Here is an 18,142-nt window from a genome sequence, read left to right on the forward strand (position 1 = left end):
GAGAAAAGACTAGATTTTTTGCCCATCATTAACTAATATAACTGTGGGCGACGTTCTGTATAGTTATCGTAAAAAACTATTTATCTAACAATCATTTAGTAAGACTCTCTTATTCATAAGATATTTTACTAAAACTTGTTGTCTCAAGCGCAGCTGCTTGTCATGCATAGCGAAGCTACTGCAAGTGGCGCAACCTCTCTTATTGTCACTCTTTTTAGGGTTAATAAAGCGCTTGAATACAGAGCGTCAGATATTCAAAATTAATCAAATGTACTGTTGTTCGATGCCCAGCCAATCAGCTTGAAACGCTAGGCATAACACAATGACAAGCGACACTCATAATAACGACGTTACGTTATTGATGATTAAGTAACTGGCACATAGGGACGGGTTTCGCCCCATTGCCACGGGCTACTACTTACTATCTGTTAATACACTAATTACCTGTTAAGACATCATCTACTGACTAGGAGGGTCAAGGGTTTTACCTTACTCTCAAAGCATGATGGCTATGAGCGTCACACCATTTATTAATTCGGATATACGAATATTAATTACCAGCCCGTTCTGCCTACGGGTGTCAGCTTATGTGCCGCATTGGTTACCTAAGTTACCCGTTTACTTAAAAGGACCAGCTATGTCAATGATTTCCTCGCAAACCCACCTGGCCACGCCAGATGACTTTTCTGATAATTGCGGTTTTGGTTTGATTGCTCACATTGAGGGTGAGGCCAGCCATGATTTGGTAAAAACTGCTATTCATAGCCTCAGTTGTATGACTCACCGCGGTGGTGTTGCGGCTGACGGTAGAACTGGTGACGGTTGTGGTTTATTACTGGCAACGCCTACTGAGTTTTTTAAAAAAATCGCAGCTGAGCAGCAGTTCACACTTACCGAGAATTTTGCAGTGGGTATGGTGTTCGTTAATTTAGACGAGGCTAAGGCCAAGCATAGCCAGCAAGTACTAAGCGAGGAGATCGAGGCACAAGGACTAGAGGTTGCAGGTTGGCGCGATGTGCCGCTTGATTTAAGTATTGTTGGTGAGATTGGTCGTGAGACACTACCAGATTTTAAGCAAGTGTTTGTCAATGCCCCCAATGACAATGAGCTGGCAGCGGACGATTTTAACCGTAAATTGTTTGTCGCCCGTAAAAAAGCGGAGCAACGTTTGGTCGATGATGAGCTGTTTTATGTTTGCTCATTGAGTTGCCAGACGATTATTTATAAAGGTTTGGTGATGCCATCAGACTTGCCAGCGTTCTTTTTAGATCTACAAGATGAGCGTTTGGCGTCGCATATCGTGGTGTTCCATCAACGCTTCTCAACCAATACCTTGCCACGCTGGCCGTTGGCACAACCATTCCGTTATCTTGCCCACAATGGCGAGTTGAATACCATCACAGGTAACCGCAATTGGTCGGAAGCACGTACGCCAAAACTAAAATCAGAAAAATTGCCCAATTTGAATGAGTTGACGCCTTTGGTAAATCGCACGGGGTCTGATTCATCAAGCTTGGATAACATGCTTGAAGTGCTGATGTCAGGCGGTATGAATTTGTTCCATGCGATGTCGATTCTAGTGCCACCCGCTTGGCAGAATGTCGATAGCATGGACATGGACTTGCGCGCGTTTTATGAGTTTTACTCGCAGCATATGGAAGCGTGGGATGGCCCAGCAGGTTTGGTGATTCAAGATGGGCGCTATGCCGTTTGTATGCTCGACCGAAATGGTCTGCGTCCGTCGCGGTGGGTGACCACCAAAAATGGGTATATCACGGTCGCCTCTGAGGTTGGCGTTTGGGATTACTCGCCGACAGACGTATTGGCAAAAGGCCGCGTTGGACCTGGTCAGATGCTGGTCATTGATACGTTGACCGGTCAAATATTAGATACTAAGGCAATTGCAACCTTACTTAAAGAAGCCCATCCGTATCGTAAATGGTTACGTGAAGAAGCAACTCGCGTTCGTGATGATGAGCGTTTAGAAGAAACATTGGCGGCGCAGTCTTGCCGCGGTGACAAGCTAAAAGCCTTGCAAAAAATGTATCACATCACCAATGAAGAGCGCACTGAAATCATTCGTCCCAATGCCGAAAATGGTCAAGAGCCAGTCGGATCGATGGGGGATGATACGCCCATGGCAGTACTATCGCAGCAAATTCGTCATGTGGGTGACTTTTTCCGCCAGCAGTTTGCACAGGTCACCAATCCACCGATTGACCCACTGCGTGAATCTATTGTGATGTCGCTACAGACGTGCTTAGGTGCTGAAACCAATGTGTTTGCGCCGTCTGCGAGAGATGCCCATCGTATTATTCTATCGTCACCGGTGTTATCAGCCAGCAAGATGCAGCAGCTTGAGACTTTAGAGGATCCTGCGTTCAAGATGGATCGTATCGACTTGAACTATGATCGTACGCTAGAATTGTCTGATGCCATTACTGCCATCTGTGAGCAAGTGGCGAGTAGCATTCGAGCGGGCAATACACTGATTGTGTTGTCTGATAAGGCCATTGATGTAGATAAAGTGCCGGCCAACGCTATTATGGTGACGGGTGCCGTACATCATTACCTCATTGCCCAAGGTATTCGTACCGATGCCAATCTCATCATTGAGACAGGTCTTGCTCGTGATTCGCATCAAGTAGCCGTATTGATTGGCTTTGGTGCGACCTGCGTTTATCCATACTTAGCCTACGATGTCATCGATGACTTGGTCGCAACGGGCGAGCTGCTTGGTGATCCGATTCAAGCACGGGTAAATTTCCGTAAAGGCTTGGATAAAGGCCTGCTAAAAATCTTATCAAAAATGGGCATCTCTACCGTGGTTTCTTATCGCGGTGCCCAGTTGTTTGAAGCCGTTGGCCTCTCAGAAGAAGTCGTAAGCTTGTGTTTTAAAGGCGTGCAAAGTCGTATTAAAGGCGCAACCTTTGCAGATTTGGCAGCGGATCAAGCACAACTGGCTGCTAATGCCTTTAAACGCCGTGCACCACTTGATCAAGGTGGATTGCTCAAGTTTGTCTTTAACAAAGAATATCATGCCTTTAATCCAGACGTAATCAACAGCTTACATACGGCGGTACGAACGGGCGATTACGTCAATTATCGTCATTATGCAGATCTGGTCAATAGCCGTCCAGTTGCTACCTTGCGCGACTTATTGCAGTTAAAGACAGACAACAGTATTGATGTCAATGAGGTCGAAGATATCTCCAAAATTTTGACCCGTTTTGACTCTGCTGGCATGTCGCTTGGCGCCCTATCTCCTGAGGCCCATGAAGCCATTGCTATGGCTATGAACACCATTGGCGGACGCTCAAACTCTGGTGAGGGCGGGGAAGATCCAGTGCGTTATGGCACGCTGCGCAACTCAAAAATCAAACAGGTTGCCTCAGGCCGTTTTGGCGTGACCCCTGCGTATCTGCGCTCAGCAGAAGTGATGCAGATTAAAGTGGCTCAAGGTGCCAAACCGGGTGAAGGTGGCCAGCTACCGGGTGGTAAGGTCAATGCCTTGATTGCTCGCTTGCGATACTCTGTACCGGGGGTGACGCTGATTTCTCCACCACCGCATCATGATATTTATTCTATCGAGGATTTGGCGCAGCTGATTTTTGATTTAAAACAAGTCAATCCAGATGCCTTGGTGTCGGTCAAGCTGGTCTCTCGTCCAGGGGTTGGCACAATCGCCACAGGCGTGGCAAAAGCCTACGCTGACTTAATCACCATCTCAGGTTATGATGGTGGTACAGCAGCGTCGCCGCTATCTTCTATTCATCACGCAGGCTCACCGTGGGAGTTGGGGCTTGCTGAGACTCACCAGTCGCTACGTGTTAATGGACTACGTGATAAAGTACGAGTGCAGACCGATGGTGGCCTAAAAACGGGTCTTGATGTCGTAAAAGCCGCTATCCTTGGTGCAGAAAGCTTCGGCTTTGGTACCACACCGATGATTGCGGTTGGTTGTAAATACCTACGTATTTGTCATTTGAATAATTGTCCAACAGGCGTTGCCACTCAGAAAGCCAGATTGCGCGATGAGCACTTTATTGGTGAAGCTGAGATGTTGATTAACTTCTTTAAGTTTGTGGCGACCGAAACACGCGAGTGGCTCGCAGTACTGGGCGTACGTAGTATGGAAGAGCTGGTCGGACGTACTGATTTGCTCGACGTATTAGAAGGGACGACTGACAAGCAGCGCCACCTTGATCTAACCCCATTGCTGTTTAGTCATCCGGCCAGTGCTGGTAAAGCGCAAACATGTCAGGTAGAGCGCAATGAGCCATTTGACAAAGGCTTGCTCGCCGAGCAGATGATTAGCGATATGCTATTGAATATCCGCCAAGGCACAGGCGGTGAGTACAGCTATGATGTGGGCAACTGTGATCGCTCTATCGGCGCTCGTATTTCTGGCGAAATCGCGCAGCTATGGGGCAATCTGGGTATGAGCGACATGCCAATTAAGTTGCGTCTGACAGGCACCGCAGGGCAAAGCTTAGGCGTCTGGAATGCGGGCGGCTTGAACATTGAGCTTGAAGGCGATGCCAATGACTATGTCGGTAAAGGCATGGCAGGCGGGGAGATCGTCATTTATCCACCGAAAAACTCAAGCTTTACCGCACAAAACACGGCCATTATCGGTAACACTTGTCTATATGGCGCCACTGGTGGCAAGTTGTATGCCGCTGGTACGGCAGGCGAGCGCTTTGGGGTTCGTAACTCGGGGGCGCACGCGGTCATCGAAGGCACAGGCGACCACTGCTGTGAGTATATGACGGGCGGTATCGTCACGATTCTTGGACGTACAGGTCTCAACTTTGGGGCAGGTATGACCGGTGGTTTCGCTTATGTACTCGATATGGAAGGCGACTTCTTTGATCGCTGTAATCATGAACTGATCGATCTGAATCGTATTTCAAGCGAGCAAACAGAAGAACATCGCATCTATTTGCAACGCGTGATCGAAACTCATATAGATAAAACCGGTAGTGCGTGGGGCCAGACGATATTGGATGACTTTGAACACTACGTTCGTAAGGTTTATTTGGTAAAACCAAAAGCTGCGAACATTGCAAGCCTTCTTAAAACTACTATGGCAGACCCACAATAGCTGATTGGTCATCGTTGATTGATAGCAGCTTTGAGTAGGTTACCCAATAATAGGTTTTTAGATACGTTGTAACTCACAGGTTTTAAGCAGGTAAGTGACAGCAACAGCCGACATGCCTTGTGTTCATTGAGCATCGCTGGCTGTCACCGCCCACTGTAAAAGAGCCTTATATAAAAGAGATAGCACCATGGCAAAACGCATAGAAAATAGTTTTCAGTTTTTAGATGTACCACGGCTTGAGCCGATCAAAAAAGACATCGCAACGCGCTCAACGGAATTTGTCGAAATTTACACACCGTTTGAGAGTGAAGCAGTGGCGCAGCAGTCGCACCGTTGTCTTGAATGCGGTAATCCTTACTGTGAATGGAAGTGTCCCGTACATAACTACATTCCTAATTGGTTAAAACTGGCCACCGAAGGGCAGATATTTCAAGCGGCTGAATTGTGTCACCGTACCAATACCTTGCCTGAGGTTTGCGGACGCGTCTGTCCACAAGATCGCTTATGTGAAGGGGCTTGTACGTTAAATGATGGCTTTGGGGCCGTCACCATTGGCAATGTAGAAAAATACATCAATGATACTGCCTTTGCTCTCGGCTGGCGTCCGGATATGTCTGATGTGGTTTGGACGGATAAAAAAGTCGCTATCATCGGTGCAGGACCCGCAGGCCTAGGCTGTGCAGATATCTTAGTCAGAAATGGTGTCAAACCAGTCGTTTTTGATAAGCGTCCTGAAATTGGGGGCTTACTTACCTTTGGTATTCCAGAATTTAAAATGGAAAAAGACGTGATGCGCAATCGCCGTGTCATCTTTGAAGGCATGGGTATTGAGTTTCGTCTGGAAACAGAGATTGGTACAGATATTAGTATTGATGAGCTGCTCAGCGATTATGATGCGGTGTTTATGGGTATGGGCACGTACACTTATATGCGCGGTGGGTTTGCTGGTGAAGAGCTAGAAGGCGTTTATGATGCGCTAGATTATCTGATTGCCAATGTCAATCGTTGTAATGATTGGGAAAAGAATCCCGAAGAGTATATCGACTTCAAAGGCAAAAGAGTGGTGGTACTAGGCGGCGGTGATACAGCGATGGACTGTAACCGTACCAGTATTCGTCAAGGTGCTGAGCAAGTGGTCTGTGCCTATCGCCGCGACGAAGAGAACATGCCAGGCTCGCGCCGTGAAGTGGTCAATGCTCGTGAGGAAGGGGTTGAGTTTTTATTCAACCGTCAACCAACTGAAATCATTGGCTTAAACGGTAAAGTCAAAGGCGTAAAAGTCGTAACGACTCAATTGGGTACGCCCGATAACCGAGGTCGTCAACGCCCTGAGCCCATTCCAAATTCAGAAGAAATTATCCCTTGTGATGCGGTGATTATGGCCTTTGGTTTTAGACCAAGTCCGGCGGATTGGTTTGAGGGTCAGCAGGTCGAAATGAGTCTCAATGGTCTTGTACTGGCACTTGAAGATCAGCCTTATAAGTTTCAGACCAAAAACCCGAAGATTTTTGCAGGCGGTGACATGGTACGCGGGTCGGATCTGGTCGTGACAGCGATTTGGGAAGGTCGGCAAGCGGCTGAAGGGATATTGGACTTCTTAGAAGTATAGTTTAGCAGTACACTTTAGAAGTGCCATCAAACCTCTCTGCGTTTCATTATTCATAGTTTCATTATGCATAAGTAGGCTTTGACCTCGAACGTCTTTTGTCTTTTAATAGGCAAAAGGCGTTTTTTTTGACAATTGCTTTGTAAATGAAGGCGCTACTGCTAGCATGTGAATACTTAGCGCCTCATTCCTACCCCTTATCCGACCATCAACTAAAAAGAGTAGCCCGACGTGAAATTAACTATGTGGCAACGATTTACCGCACCGTTTGTTGAGCCTTATGTTCGTTATCAACACGCGGATATCTTGCATGCAACACGGTTGGGTGTGGCTGTGATACTTGCCTTGTTAGTCAATAAGGTCACAAACCTCCCACATGGGGAGTGGACGACCATTACGGTTTTTATTATTTTGGGACTATTACAATACCAAGGCGCGATCTATACCAAGGCTAAAGAGCGGGTAATGGGCACCTTGTTGGGCATTGGTGCCGCTCTTGGTGTGTTGTGGTTCAGTCAAAACGTGGGTGCATGGTTGTGGGTAGATTATGCGCTCATTGGACTGATCAGTGGCATCATTGGCTATCTGGCGGTCAGGCAACTGGGATACACGGGGCTGCTGACTGGGATCACGATGTTGATGATTGTCTCAGATTTGGGCCATAGTAGTATTGGACAAGATGGGATTTACCGCGCTCTAAATATTTTACTTGGGACGGGGGTCGCCGTGGCAGTGACACTGGTCTTGCCATTAAAGTCGACCCTGATGTGGCGTTTTTTATTGAGTAGTAACCTCGATGCCTGTAGTAGTCTCTATGCTAGCGTGGGCAACCACATTGACACGGCGGACGGGATGACGCAAGATTTGGCTCAACCGCCGAACCCAGTGGCGTTTTCAGTCGATGGAGTACCGGTTAACAAGACGTTAGTCACAGCGCTACAACAGATCAATAAACGCTTGCTGGCCGTGCGTCCACATATCGCTGCGACAGCCAGTGAGTCAGGGATTAAAAAAGAGACATTGGAGACGATCCAGCGTACTCACCGGAATATTATCGGAACGATTGACTTGCTATTGAGTGCAGCGCCGCGCTTGGCCAATATCGACATCGATGATGAAAATCACACTTTATTGATACATTATCAGCATGAGCTGACCCAAGCCATGCAGCATATGGCAGCAGTACTGCGTAGTCCAAGCGATGAGATGTTTCGCCCCATTACTCGTATTGCCGTCTCAGAGTACCCAAGCGTACAGCACTTGGCGTTTGAATGGCAGGGGTATTTTTGGTTGACGCAAACCTTGCAAACCCAATTGCAGCAGTTGAGTGACTTGCTACAAACCACCAAACCGCACTGGTATGCAGCGTCTGGCCTGAGCTATCAGCGTCGTGAGCAGCGCCGGATAAAACAGCAAGGCGGCGAGACTGACTTACATTTATAATATACAGTCGATTCTATTTAAAACCGATACAGAGTGAATGGGATGAATTTTTTGTAGCCTCTGTCACGCCTGCGAACAGCAAGCAAGAAAAATGTATCCCATTAGCACGATGATATTAACGTATCGATTTTATTTTCAACTGATTATAGTGGATCTTAAATAAAAAAACGCTGACTCTTTAACGTCAGCGTTTTTCGTTGCTAGCTTCATAGTTATCGCTAAAAAGCAGTCACTAAAGAAGTCACTAGCGCCCCGTTTTTAGCTTATCCCAATACTGCTGGTACACTTGTAGTGCTTCATCGCCCACATCTTCTTGGAACTCAGCGTTGGCTAGCACGTCTTTACTAGGATAAATAGTGGCATTATTACGCACATCTTCGTCCATCAGCTCACGTGCTGCCATGTTTGGTGAGGCATAACCAATCTCTTCACTGACGATTTTGGCATTTTCAGGACGTAGTAAGTAGTCGATAAATTTGTGCGCCGCATCGACCTGTTTTGCATTTTTTGGAATGACAAAATTATCCATCCATAGTATCGCGCCCTCAGACGGGTACTTATAAACCAAGCTGGTCAAACCTTCATCATTGGCCATAACCGCTTCGCCATTCCACGTCATACCCAGTGCAGTTTCGCCTTCGATATAGGGCATACGTGTCGCATCGGAGTTAAAGGTTTTCACATTTGGCATCAAAGTGGTGAGCTTATCGTAAGCCGCTTTGATCTCGTCAGGATCGCTACTATTGCCTGAATAGCCAAGTGTCAGTAGTGCCATACCAAACACTTCGCGCACATCATTGGTGAGCATTACCTGACCTTTATATTTAGGATCCCATAGGTCATTCCAGCTGTTGACCGTCGCAGGATCCACAGTATCGCCATTAATAGCCAGTCCTGTGCTGCCCCACATATAAGGGATAGAGTATTTATTTTCTGGGTCAACTTTGGTGTTGGTAAATGACGTATCTAGATTTTTAAAGTTACTCAGTTTCGATTTATCCAATTCTTGTAGCAGCCCTTCTTTGGCCATCTTTTCGACATAATAAGTCGATGGGATCGCAAGGTCATACTGACTAGAGTCATCGAGCAGCTTGAGCTTAGCGTACATGGCTTCATTAGAATCAAAGGTGGTGTAATTCACATTAATACCAGTCTCTTCTTCAAAACCATCCAGAATCTCTTGTGGCATGTATTCTGACCAGTTATATAAATTAAGCGTCACATCGCTCGTGGCGGCACTACCATCAGCCGCAGCGTTGTCAGAGTTGCTACAGCTAGCAAGTGCCAAGCCAACCGTCATTGCCAACAGGGCTTTTGGTATCAGACGACCGACAGAGGCCGCCGTGTGTGCGGGTAGGTGGGACGATGATAAATGGGTCAAAATATCTCTCCTAGATAAGGTGATGCAAATCGATAACCATCAGTAAAGACTGACAGGTAATAAATGTTTGATAAAATGGTCACCCTATTATGGTCATTGTGGTCAAAAATTTAAAGGGGCGTGTCTAACAGTCGTTGAGCCGCCTTGATCCGTTGCTCAGCGCTTTGGTTTAAATGATTGAATGACCAATCCAACAGGTATATACGGCCCTATTTATAGCGAGCTTAGGACGCGGCAATGACAGCAGATAATCATGCTATGATAAGTGCAGATTTGGGCGGCGCTATGCTCTTGACTAACCATAACATAATAATGGATGACCCATCATGACTCAGACCAACGCGGTGATACCGGCTTTTTTGCTGAATAAAGTGGTTATTGTCACTGGTGCCAGTCGTGGACTTGGCGCACAAATCGCTCAGAAGATGGCAGGAGCGGGCGCAAGTGTGTGCGTCAATTATCTCAATAGTCAAGAAGCGGCTGACACAGTAGTTGCAGATATCGTCGCGGCAGGTGGGCAGGCATTTGCTTATCAAGCCGATGTGACAGAGCTTGAGCAGATGCAAGGTATGGCAAATGAGGTGACGGCGCGCTATGGTCGTATTGATATACTGGTCAATAATGCGTTGCCAAGCTACCAATTTAATCCTAGTGCGGACTATACCAGTATTGAAACCGTTCAGTGGTCGCATTTTACCCAACAAATAGATGGCATCGTAAAGGGTGCGGTCAATGCCGTGCAGGCAGTCCTGCCCCAGATGAAAGCGCAAAAGACAGGCAAGATCCTCAACATTTCAACCAATCTGGTCTACAACCCTGTGGTCACTTATTATGACTATACGACGGCCAAATCTGCCTTGATTGGCTTGACTCGTAACCTAGCGGCTGAGCTTGGGCAGTATGGTATTCGGGTCAACTTGCTGGCAGGTGGCCTGTTAAAAACGACGGATGCCAGCCGTTTAACGACCGAAGCGGTTTTCGACTACATTGCGACGACCACCCCGCTGCGTCAAGCAACCTCAGTGGATGACTTTGCCAATTCAGTTCTGCTAATGGCCTCTGATCTAAGCGCGGCTATCACGGGACAGTCCATCGCTGTCGATGGTGGTTTGACGATGCCTTAGTATTTACGTCTAAACGCGCTATGAGTTAACGAATCAATGATAACCACCCTCATGCACAAAACACGTCACTGAATATAGAAGAGAGAAAAGATGAACAACCACAAACGTGCTGGATTTATTACCGCGGTGATCGGCATAGTCGCTTTTATGATACTGTTCAACGCAGGCTCACATGCGTCTATCGTCAATTGGCCTGTTGAGACCTATTTAGGGTTGGCGTTTACGATTGGTTGGTTGAGCCACGTACCAGTTTGGTTGGCTCATACACTGGCAGCGTTGGTACTTATCCTTATCATCGTAGGGTTTTATAAAGTTGGTAGCTGGGTTTATGGTCTGCTAGCAAAGCGCCGCTAAAGGTAGGGGCTGAGAGAGTAGTTTATGCGTCCTTATTTGCAAACTCACCCGACCCAAGTTGTCAGGGTGTGACATGAAATTGCTCAAGCACCGCTTGTATCCCGCGCTCTTCAATCGTTCCAGTGACAAAATCTGCTCGTGCTATCAAATCAGGCTGAGCATCCCCCATCGCCACCGCATAGCCGACCAAATCAAACATCTCTAGATCATTCATACCATCGCCAAACGCCATACACTCGTTGACATCTACCGCGTAGTACTCACACACGTCTTTGATGCCTCGTGCTTTGGAGGCATCCACAGGCAATATATCTGCGCCGATATGATGCCAATGCACCAGCTTTAAACCGTAGTGGTCAAAGTTCACGTCTTGCATTTTATCAATTTGATTGTTAAAAAATACAGAACACTGATACACAGGGGTTGATTGATAATAGACCGGATCGACGATAGAGTTTGGCGTTCTGGCATTGTAATCGCGTAAGCGCTCGTTTTCGTCTGACCATGCTATATGAGTGGCGGAGTCAAACTTATGAATCAACGCGCTCTGTTGGCAAAGATGGACAATTTTTTCCGTCTGTTCAGCAGACAAAGGGTAGTGGCTGATGCGTCCGTTTTTATCGAAGCTGTATTGCCCATTCATACAAATAATAGCGTCTAAGACACCCACATCAAGTAGCGCTAAAATATCATCAGGTATGATGGCTTTAGAGCGTCCAGTCGAAATCACCAGCTTGATATCCGTCTTGGCTAGCTGCTCAAGAGTCGCTTTGTTATGCTCGGCGATCATACCGCCCCGGCTCAGGGTATCATCGATGTCAAAAAAGATGATTTTGGGTATGGGCAGTTTGTGTTTCATACCGGCTGTAGCCGCTTTATCAACAATAAACATGATTGTCCTTTATGTTTTAGATCCTATTACCGTCAGTTAAAAATACCAGAATGAGGCAAAAAAAGCGTGCGACTGGTATACCTGTTCTTTGCTTACTGCGACGTTGCAGTCTATTGTATTATTTTTAAATCAAATCGACTACATCAAGGGTTATCAAGGCCTACTCGATAATGGTTAAGCGGCTTTGTCGGTTGTTATTATTCGTTTTATCCTACAGGCTCATCAGCGAAAAATAACGGGTTTTTTGACTAGGTTGTGTAACGTGCTGGTCAGTAAGGTTCTACCGCCGGCTGTGGGTAGAATCCTAATACGTAACTAAATACATAGTTGATATTTTGGTTGATATTCTGTTTTTTAACTCTATATATATCCTACATGTATAGTCAATTATTTTTAGATTTTCTAATGAATATCTTACGTTATTTTCTATGCTGAGAGTGTGGTTAGAGGCACTTGATTGACCATCACCCAAGCGCCCATACAAGACACTGAATCAGTAACACAACCTATAGGAACAAACCATGACGGCTTCTACTCAAAAATCAAATCATCAAGACAGCGCTGATGGGGAAGTGTCTGGGCCAACGCCGCGGCACCCTGACAGCCGGCTTGAGGCAGATTGGCTGTTTTTGTATGAGCAACTCCCACCCAATCAGTGGTACAGCGCAGACTATGTTTATAAAACATCGGGATGGTTAAATATTCATGCCGATATTCGTAAGCGCCAGCGTATTCTTAACCAAATCAGTGACGCCTATCATTCGGGTGATATTGAGTGGTCAGAGTACCGCGCACAACTCTCACCTCGGATTCATCAGTATATTTTTAAGCTGCATCAGCATCATAGAGTTGAGGATAAGGGGTACTTCCCACAGTTTATTCGTATGTATCCGCAGTTAAAGTCGGGGTTTGAGGTGTTAGATCGTGACCATGTGCATTTAGACTCGCTACTTAATGAGTTGCAAGGATTAAACAGTCAGCTTGCGACAAGTGAGGATGAAGATAAGGCGCTAGGTGGACAATTGCATCAGACCTTAGTTGACGTGAGTGTTCTACTCTCGCAACATCTGACCGATGAAGAGGACTTGGTGATCCCTATTTTGGGATTGAATTAGGGGGTGGGGCGAGCCAAATTTGTACTATATATCAGAGAAATAGCCAAGTATCAGAGAAATAGTCAATAGAGCTGTGAACAGGTAACGTGCTAAACAAAGAAGAAAACTTTTGAGGCAAAGAGTGTTTGTAAACGTTGGATAGCACTTAGTTTAATGCAAAAGAACGCGTTATCAGCGCAATGATAAAACCTCCCACGGTAGAGCTAGCTACTATGGGAGGTTTTTGAAAATTACTTTTTGTGTTATCAATTACGGTCGTACTTTCACTACCCAACCTCAACCGAGGTCACATTCTGAAAGCCTCTTGGCAATTGGCCGCCACGATTACCACGGGTGCCCGTATAGTTGGCCAAGTCGTTTGGTTTTAGCGTCACATGGCGTTTGCCTGCGGTAACCACTAAGCTGTCCTGCTGACTCAGTGGCGTGATAGCCAGTACCTCTTCGCCATCTTTTAGCTTAATCAGTTTGTTGCCTTTACCGCGCGCTTGTTCAGGCAAATCATCAAGAGCAAATATCAATAAGTAGCCCGCATTGGTCACGACAGCGATCTGGTCAGGTGCCATGCGTGCGTTGCTGTTTTCACTGTCAGTATTGTCACTGTTATTGGCAGTTATATCCACTGGCGCATCGATACGCGCCACGGGCAGTAAGCGGCTGTCAGCGGCTAAATTGATGATTTTTTTCCCTGCTTTTTGATTGCTGTCTAAATTGCCAAGGGTATTAATAAACCCATAACCTGCTGAGCTGGTGAGGATGATGCGCTGGTCATCATTACCGGTTAACAACTGCTCAAAACTGGCGCCTGCTGGCGGCTTTAACACACTGGTCAGCGGATCACCTTGACCACGGGCAGAGGCGAGGTTATGTGCATCAATACTATAACTGCGCCCTGTACTGTCGAGCACGTAGATTTTCTCATTGGATTTACCGCGCACATGTGCTTGGTAAGCATCGCCTGAGCGATAACTCATGCCAGGTGCATCGACGTCATGCCCTTTGGCCGCACGTATCCAGCCGGCTTTTGATAGGATGGCGGTCACAGGCTCACTCGGTACCAGGTCGGACTCTTTGAGCGCTTGTGCTTCCGCGCGTTCTGCTAATGGCGATACGCGCTCGTTGCCGTGTTCTTTCATGTCGGCCGTCAGCTCATCAATCATCAGATTGTTAAGGCTCTCTGAATTGTCCAAATACTCCTGAATAACGGCACGTTCGGCAGCCAGCTCATCTTGCTCACGTCTCAGCTCAATCTCCTCTAACTTTGCCAGCTGACGCAGACGAATGTCCAAAATCGCATTGGCTTGAATGTCGGTAAGATCATAGTCTTGCATCAACGACAACTTTGGATCGTCATCTTCACGAATAATGCGAATCACTTCATCGATATTGAGATAAGCAATCAGCAAACCTGCAAGAACATGCAAACGCTTATCGATTTTATCAAGACGATACTGCAAACGGCGCGTGACCACAGAGCGGCGACAGATGAGCCATTCTTCTAAGATTTCTTTGAGGTTTTTGACTTGCGGTTTACCGTTTAGGCCAATCATATTCATATTGACGCGGTAATTACTCTCAAGGTCAGTGCTGGCAAACAAATGGCTCATGACACGATCGACATCGACGCGCGCTGATCTCAGCTCAAGCACGATACGGCAGGCGTTTTCGTGGTCTGATTCGTCGTGAATATCGGTAATCCACGGCAGTTTTTTGTCGGTCATGAGCTTGGCAATTTGCTCTTGAATCTTGTTGCCCGAGACTTGGTAGGGCAGCGCATCAATGATGACGAGGTTTTTTTCTTTGCTATCGACATGAAACGTGGCGCGCATCTTATAGCTGCCACGACCGCTTTCATACATGGCCTGCAAGTCTTTTTTACTGGTGATGATCTCGGCAGGCGTTGGTAAATCAGGCGCTGGTATCGACTGAGTTAATTGCTTAACGGACAGCTCGGGGTTTTTTAGCAAACGAATGGCCGCGCGTACCACTTCATTTAAGTTATGCGGCGGAATATCGGTTGCCATACCGACCGCGATACCCGTGGTCCCATTTAATAATATATTGGGCAGGCGTGCAGGTAGGGTGGTTGGCTCCTGCATGGTGCCATCGAAGTTATCTTGCCAATCAACCGTCCCTTGTCCGAGTTCGGCGAGCAAGGTATTGGCATAGGCGGACATTTTGGCTTCGGTATAGCGCATTGCGGCAAAGGATTTTGGGTCGTCAGGACTACCCCAGTTGCCTTGACCGGTGATGAGCGGATAGCGATAGCTAAACGGCTGTGCCATGAGTACCATTGCCTCATAACAAGCGCTGTCACCGTGTGGGTGGTATTTACCCAGCACATCACCAACTGTGCGCGCCGATTTTTTCGCCTTGGCTGAGGATTTTAGCCCCAGCTCGCTCATGGCATATACGATACGGCGCTGTACTGGTTTTAGCCCGTCAGCGATATTGGGCAAGGCCCGATCCATGATGACGTACATGGCATAATTGAGATAGGCTTGCTCGGTGAACTCTGCCACTGAGCGGGTATCCATCGGTTCATTAGGGATGATTGGGGCAATTGTAGGATCAATAACATCGGACATAAAATAGGATTCACTTATGAGTTTTAATAGGTGTCAATAATTGGTTCAATCGAGCAAATAGAATAGTGCTATCGTAAAGGATATTGGCAGAATTAAAAAGGTATAAGTCAGAATAGACGACAGCGCGTGACGTGCCTAGAGAGGATTGGTTGGTACTTTTACAACGTCAGTTCAGCAATGGTTCATTGAATGGTCTTTTGTCATTCTGTCTACTGATAATCTGAGTATGTAGTGAGTGGTGAATGCCTTGATCAGCGGCGAGCAAGCGCAGTAATTGTATATCAAGCTAAATGAATGAGTATTTATAGATAAATGTTCGCAAAAAACCACTGGTTATTTTACCTATAATTATGGTTAAGTTATTGATATTTATTATTTTATTGACCGTCAAGCCAGTTTGCGCACTCAAGTAGCAATCTTTTGTATTGAGTAGTCTGTATAAAGTGTGTATGTTAATTAACAAAGGGCTATTTACCGCTATATTGTTTGCTCGTCATCATACGATTACATCACGATTTGGCTTATCGCTATGGGGAGAGGCCAACCACTGATTCTTCGTATTTTTATCACACTGTGATTTGCATGGGTTGACGATAGCGTACTATTTACTAGGAGAAAAAAGATTATGGAAAATCACGGTAACCTCACTCGTCGCAATGATAAGGTCTGGGTCAAAACTTACGAAAAGCTTGGTATTCAGTACGATATTGAGATGCCGCCTGCTGACACGTCATTGATCGATATACTAGAACAAAACTTCATTAATCATGCAGGCAAGACCGCTTTTGTCTGTATGGATGTTAAGCTCTCGTACGAAGAATTAGATCGTTATAGTAAACAAGTTGCGGCCTATCTACAGTCACTTGGACTCCAAAAGGGCGATAAAGTGGCGGTGATGATGCCCAATATTTTACAGCTACCTGTTGCTGTATTGGGTGTGCTACGTGCTGGCATGACGTTGGTCAACGTCAATCCCCTTTATACCACCAAGGAGCTTGCGCATCAGTTAGAAGACTCTGATAGCAAAGCGCTGATTCTGCTTGAAAACTTTGCCAAAACTTATGAAGATATCGGTAAAGATTTGGTCGATCATGTGATAGTGACGTCAATGGGCGATCTAATGAGCCCAATCAAAGGCTTCATCGTCAATGCCGTGGTTCGACATGTCAAAAAGATGGTGCCTGATTACCATATCAAAGGCAGCGTTAAATTTAAAAAAGCCCTAAACCGCTTCTCTGCTGAAAACTACAAGCGTCCCAATAACATTGGGCTGGATGATGTGGCTGTTCTTCAATATACGGGTGGTACGACAGGTGTGGCCAAAGGCGCGATGCTCACGCATGGCAACTTAGTGGCAAACTTAATCCAGTGTGACACTTATCTGGGCAATGCTTTTGATAAGTTTGAGAAACAAAATGAGCAACCCGTCATTATGACGGCCTTGCCACTCTATCATATTTTCTCGTTTACCGTCTGCGGTATGTATGGCTTATACCGTGGTTGTATCGGTCTGCTGGTGCCAAACCCGCGTGATTTACCAAGCTTGATTAAAGCCTACAAAGATTATCCACCAGCGTTTTTCCCAGCGGTAAACACGTTATTTACTGCACTTGCTAATAATGAGGAGTTCCAAGGGCTGGATCATAGCAAGCTTGAGATGTCGATGGGCGGCGGTATGGCGGTACTCAAAGACACGGCGACTAAATGGGAAAAAGTCACGGGGAATGTCATCGTTCAGGGGTATGGACTGTCAGAGACTTCGCCAGTTGCGTCAGCGAACCCACACGGTACGGGCGAGTTTTCAGGAAACATTGGCCTGCCAATGCCTGCCACTGATATGGCTATTTTGGACGAAGAAGGCAATGAAGTGGATCTTGGGGAGCGCGGTGAGATTTGTGTCCGTGGCCCGCAGGTAATGAAAGGCTATTGGAAGCGTGATGACGCCACTGCCGAAGTCATGACCTCTGATGGTTATTTCCGTACAGGCGACATTGGCGTGATGGATGAAGACGGTTATTTCAAAATTGTTGATCGTAAAAAAGACATGATATTGGTATCGGGCTTTAACGTATATCCGAACGAAGTAGAAGACGCCATGTCAGACCATCCAAAGATTTTGGAATGTGGTGTCATCGGTGTCGATGATGAAAAGAGTGGCGAAGTACCGAAAATTTACGTCGTCCGTAGTGACGAGAGCTTAACAGCTGAAGAGGTTATCGCTTATGGTAAAGAAAACCTAACTGGCTATAAACGTCCTCGTCATGTTGAATTCATTGATGAGCTGCCAAAATCTAATGTTGGTAAGATACTACGTAAAGATTTGCGAGCGCTTGAAGAAAAAAACCACGGCTGATTCACTAACCCTCATATGTAGATGTTTGATGATGAGTCCTGCTAAGTAGTAGGTACTCATAAAACGTCATGATAACCAATGCCGTAATAACCAAAAATGATAAGGTCGCTGATAGGCTACCTTGTCATTTTTTCGTCTGTACGGTTTTTTTTGACGTGGCGGTACTACCAGTATAGATAGAG

10 protein-coding genes are annotated in these 18,142 nt (G+C 46.3%); 7 read left to right on the forward strand and 3 right to left on the reverse strand.

Annotation, left to right across the window (positions count from 1 at the left end; genetic code table 11):
• Positions 1-637: 637 nt before the first annotated feature.
• From gltB to B2P60_RS06870, 3 genes are all read left to right on the forward strand, one after another.
• Positions 638-5,107, forward strand: a complete 4,470-nt coding sequence (gene gltB, locus B2P60_RS06860; protein WP_286740192.1) for a glutamate synthase large subunit — start codon at positions 638-640, stop codon at positions 5,105-5,107.
• A gap of 187 nt (positions 5,108-5,294) precedes the next feature.
• Positions 5,295-6,716, forward strand: a complete 1,422-nt coding sequence (locus tag B2P60_RS06865; protein WP_193006715.1) for an FAD-dependent oxidoreductase — start codon at positions 5,295-5,297, stop codon at positions 6,714-6,716.
• Between the two features lie 240 nt (positions 6,717-6,956).
• Positions 6,957-8,156, forward strand: coding sequence for an FUSC family protein (locus B2P60_RS06870; RefSeq protein ID WP_198334024.1), 1,200 nt, complete (start codon positions 6,957-6,959; stop codon positions 8,154-8,156).
• A 244-nt stretch (positions 8,157-8,400) separates the two neighbouring features.
• Here B2P60_RS06870 and B2P60_RS06875 read toward each other — a convergent pair whose 3' ends face one another.
• Positions 8,401-9,537, reverse strand: a complete 1,137-nt coding sequence (locus tag B2P60_RS06875; protein WP_286740195.1) for an ABC transporter substrate-binding protein — start codon at positions 9,535-9,537, stop codon at positions 8,401-8,403.
• A gap of 326 nt (positions 9,538-9,863) precedes the next feature.
• On the opposite strand from B2P60_RS06875, the gene B2P60_RS06880 reads away from it, so the two are divergent.
• Positions 9,864-10,661, forward strand: coding sequence for a 3-oxoacyl-ACP reductase (locus B2P60_RS06880; protein ID WP_230709835.1), 798 nt, complete (start codon positions 9,864-9,866; stop codon positions 10,659-10,661).
• A 90-nt stretch (positions 10,662-10,751) separates the two neighbouring features.
• The gene (locus B2P60_RS06885; RefSeq protein ID WP_230709834.1) at positions 10,752-11,015 is read left to right on the forward strand and encodes a hypothetical protein; all 264 of its coding nucleotides are present in this window, start codon (positions 10,752-10,754) and stop codon (positions 11,013-11,015) included.
• A gap of 61 nt (positions 11,016-11,076) precedes the next feature.
• Here the strand turns inward: B2P60_RS06885 and B2P60_RS06890 are convergent, their stop codons facing one another.
• A complete protein-coding gene (locus B2P60_RS06890; RefSeq protein ID WP_226949561.1) occupies positions 11,077-11,907 on the reverse strand; it encodes a Cof-type HAD-IIB family hydrolase in 831 nt (276 codons plus the stop codon).
• A 521-nt stretch (positions 11,908-12,428) separates the two neighbouring features.
• On the opposite strand from B2P60_RS06890, the gene B2P60_RS06895 reads away from it, so the two are divergent.
• Positions 12,429-13,022 carry a hemerythrin domain-containing protein gene (locus B2P60_RS06895; protein ID WP_193006719.1) on the forward strand — a complete coding sequence of 198 codons (594 nt, stop codon included), beginning with the start codon at positions 12,429-12,431 and terminating at the stop codon, positions 13,020-13,022.
• 266 nt (positions 13,023-13,288) lie between these two features.
• On the opposite strand, the gene parC is transcribed toward B2P60_RS06895, so the two are convergent.
• On the reverse strand, positions 13,289-15,607 hold the full coding sequence (gene parC / locus B2P60_RS06900) for a DNA topoisomerase IV subunit A (RefSeq protein WP_286740197.1): 2,319 nt from the start codon (positions 15,605-15,607) through the stop codon (positions 13,289-13,291).
• Positions 15,608-16,232: 625 nt separating this feature from the next.
• On the opposite strand from parC, the gene B2P60_RS06905 reads away from it, so the two are divergent.
• The gene (locus B2P60_RS06905; RefSeq protein WP_193006721.1) at positions 16,233-17,960 is read left to right on the forward strand and encodes an AMP-binding protein; all 1,728 of its coding nucleotides are present in this window, start codon (positions 16,233-16,235) and stop codon (positions 17,958-17,960) included.
• The last annotated feature ends 182 nt before the right edge of the window (positions 17,961-18,142 follow it).

The sequence above is a fragment of the Psychrobacter sp. UBA3068 genome (genome assembly GCF_002366815.1).
Taxonomy (GTDB): Bacteria; Pseudomonadota; Gammaproteobacteria; order Pseudomonadales; family Moraxellaceae; genus Psychrobacter; species Psychrobacter namhaensis.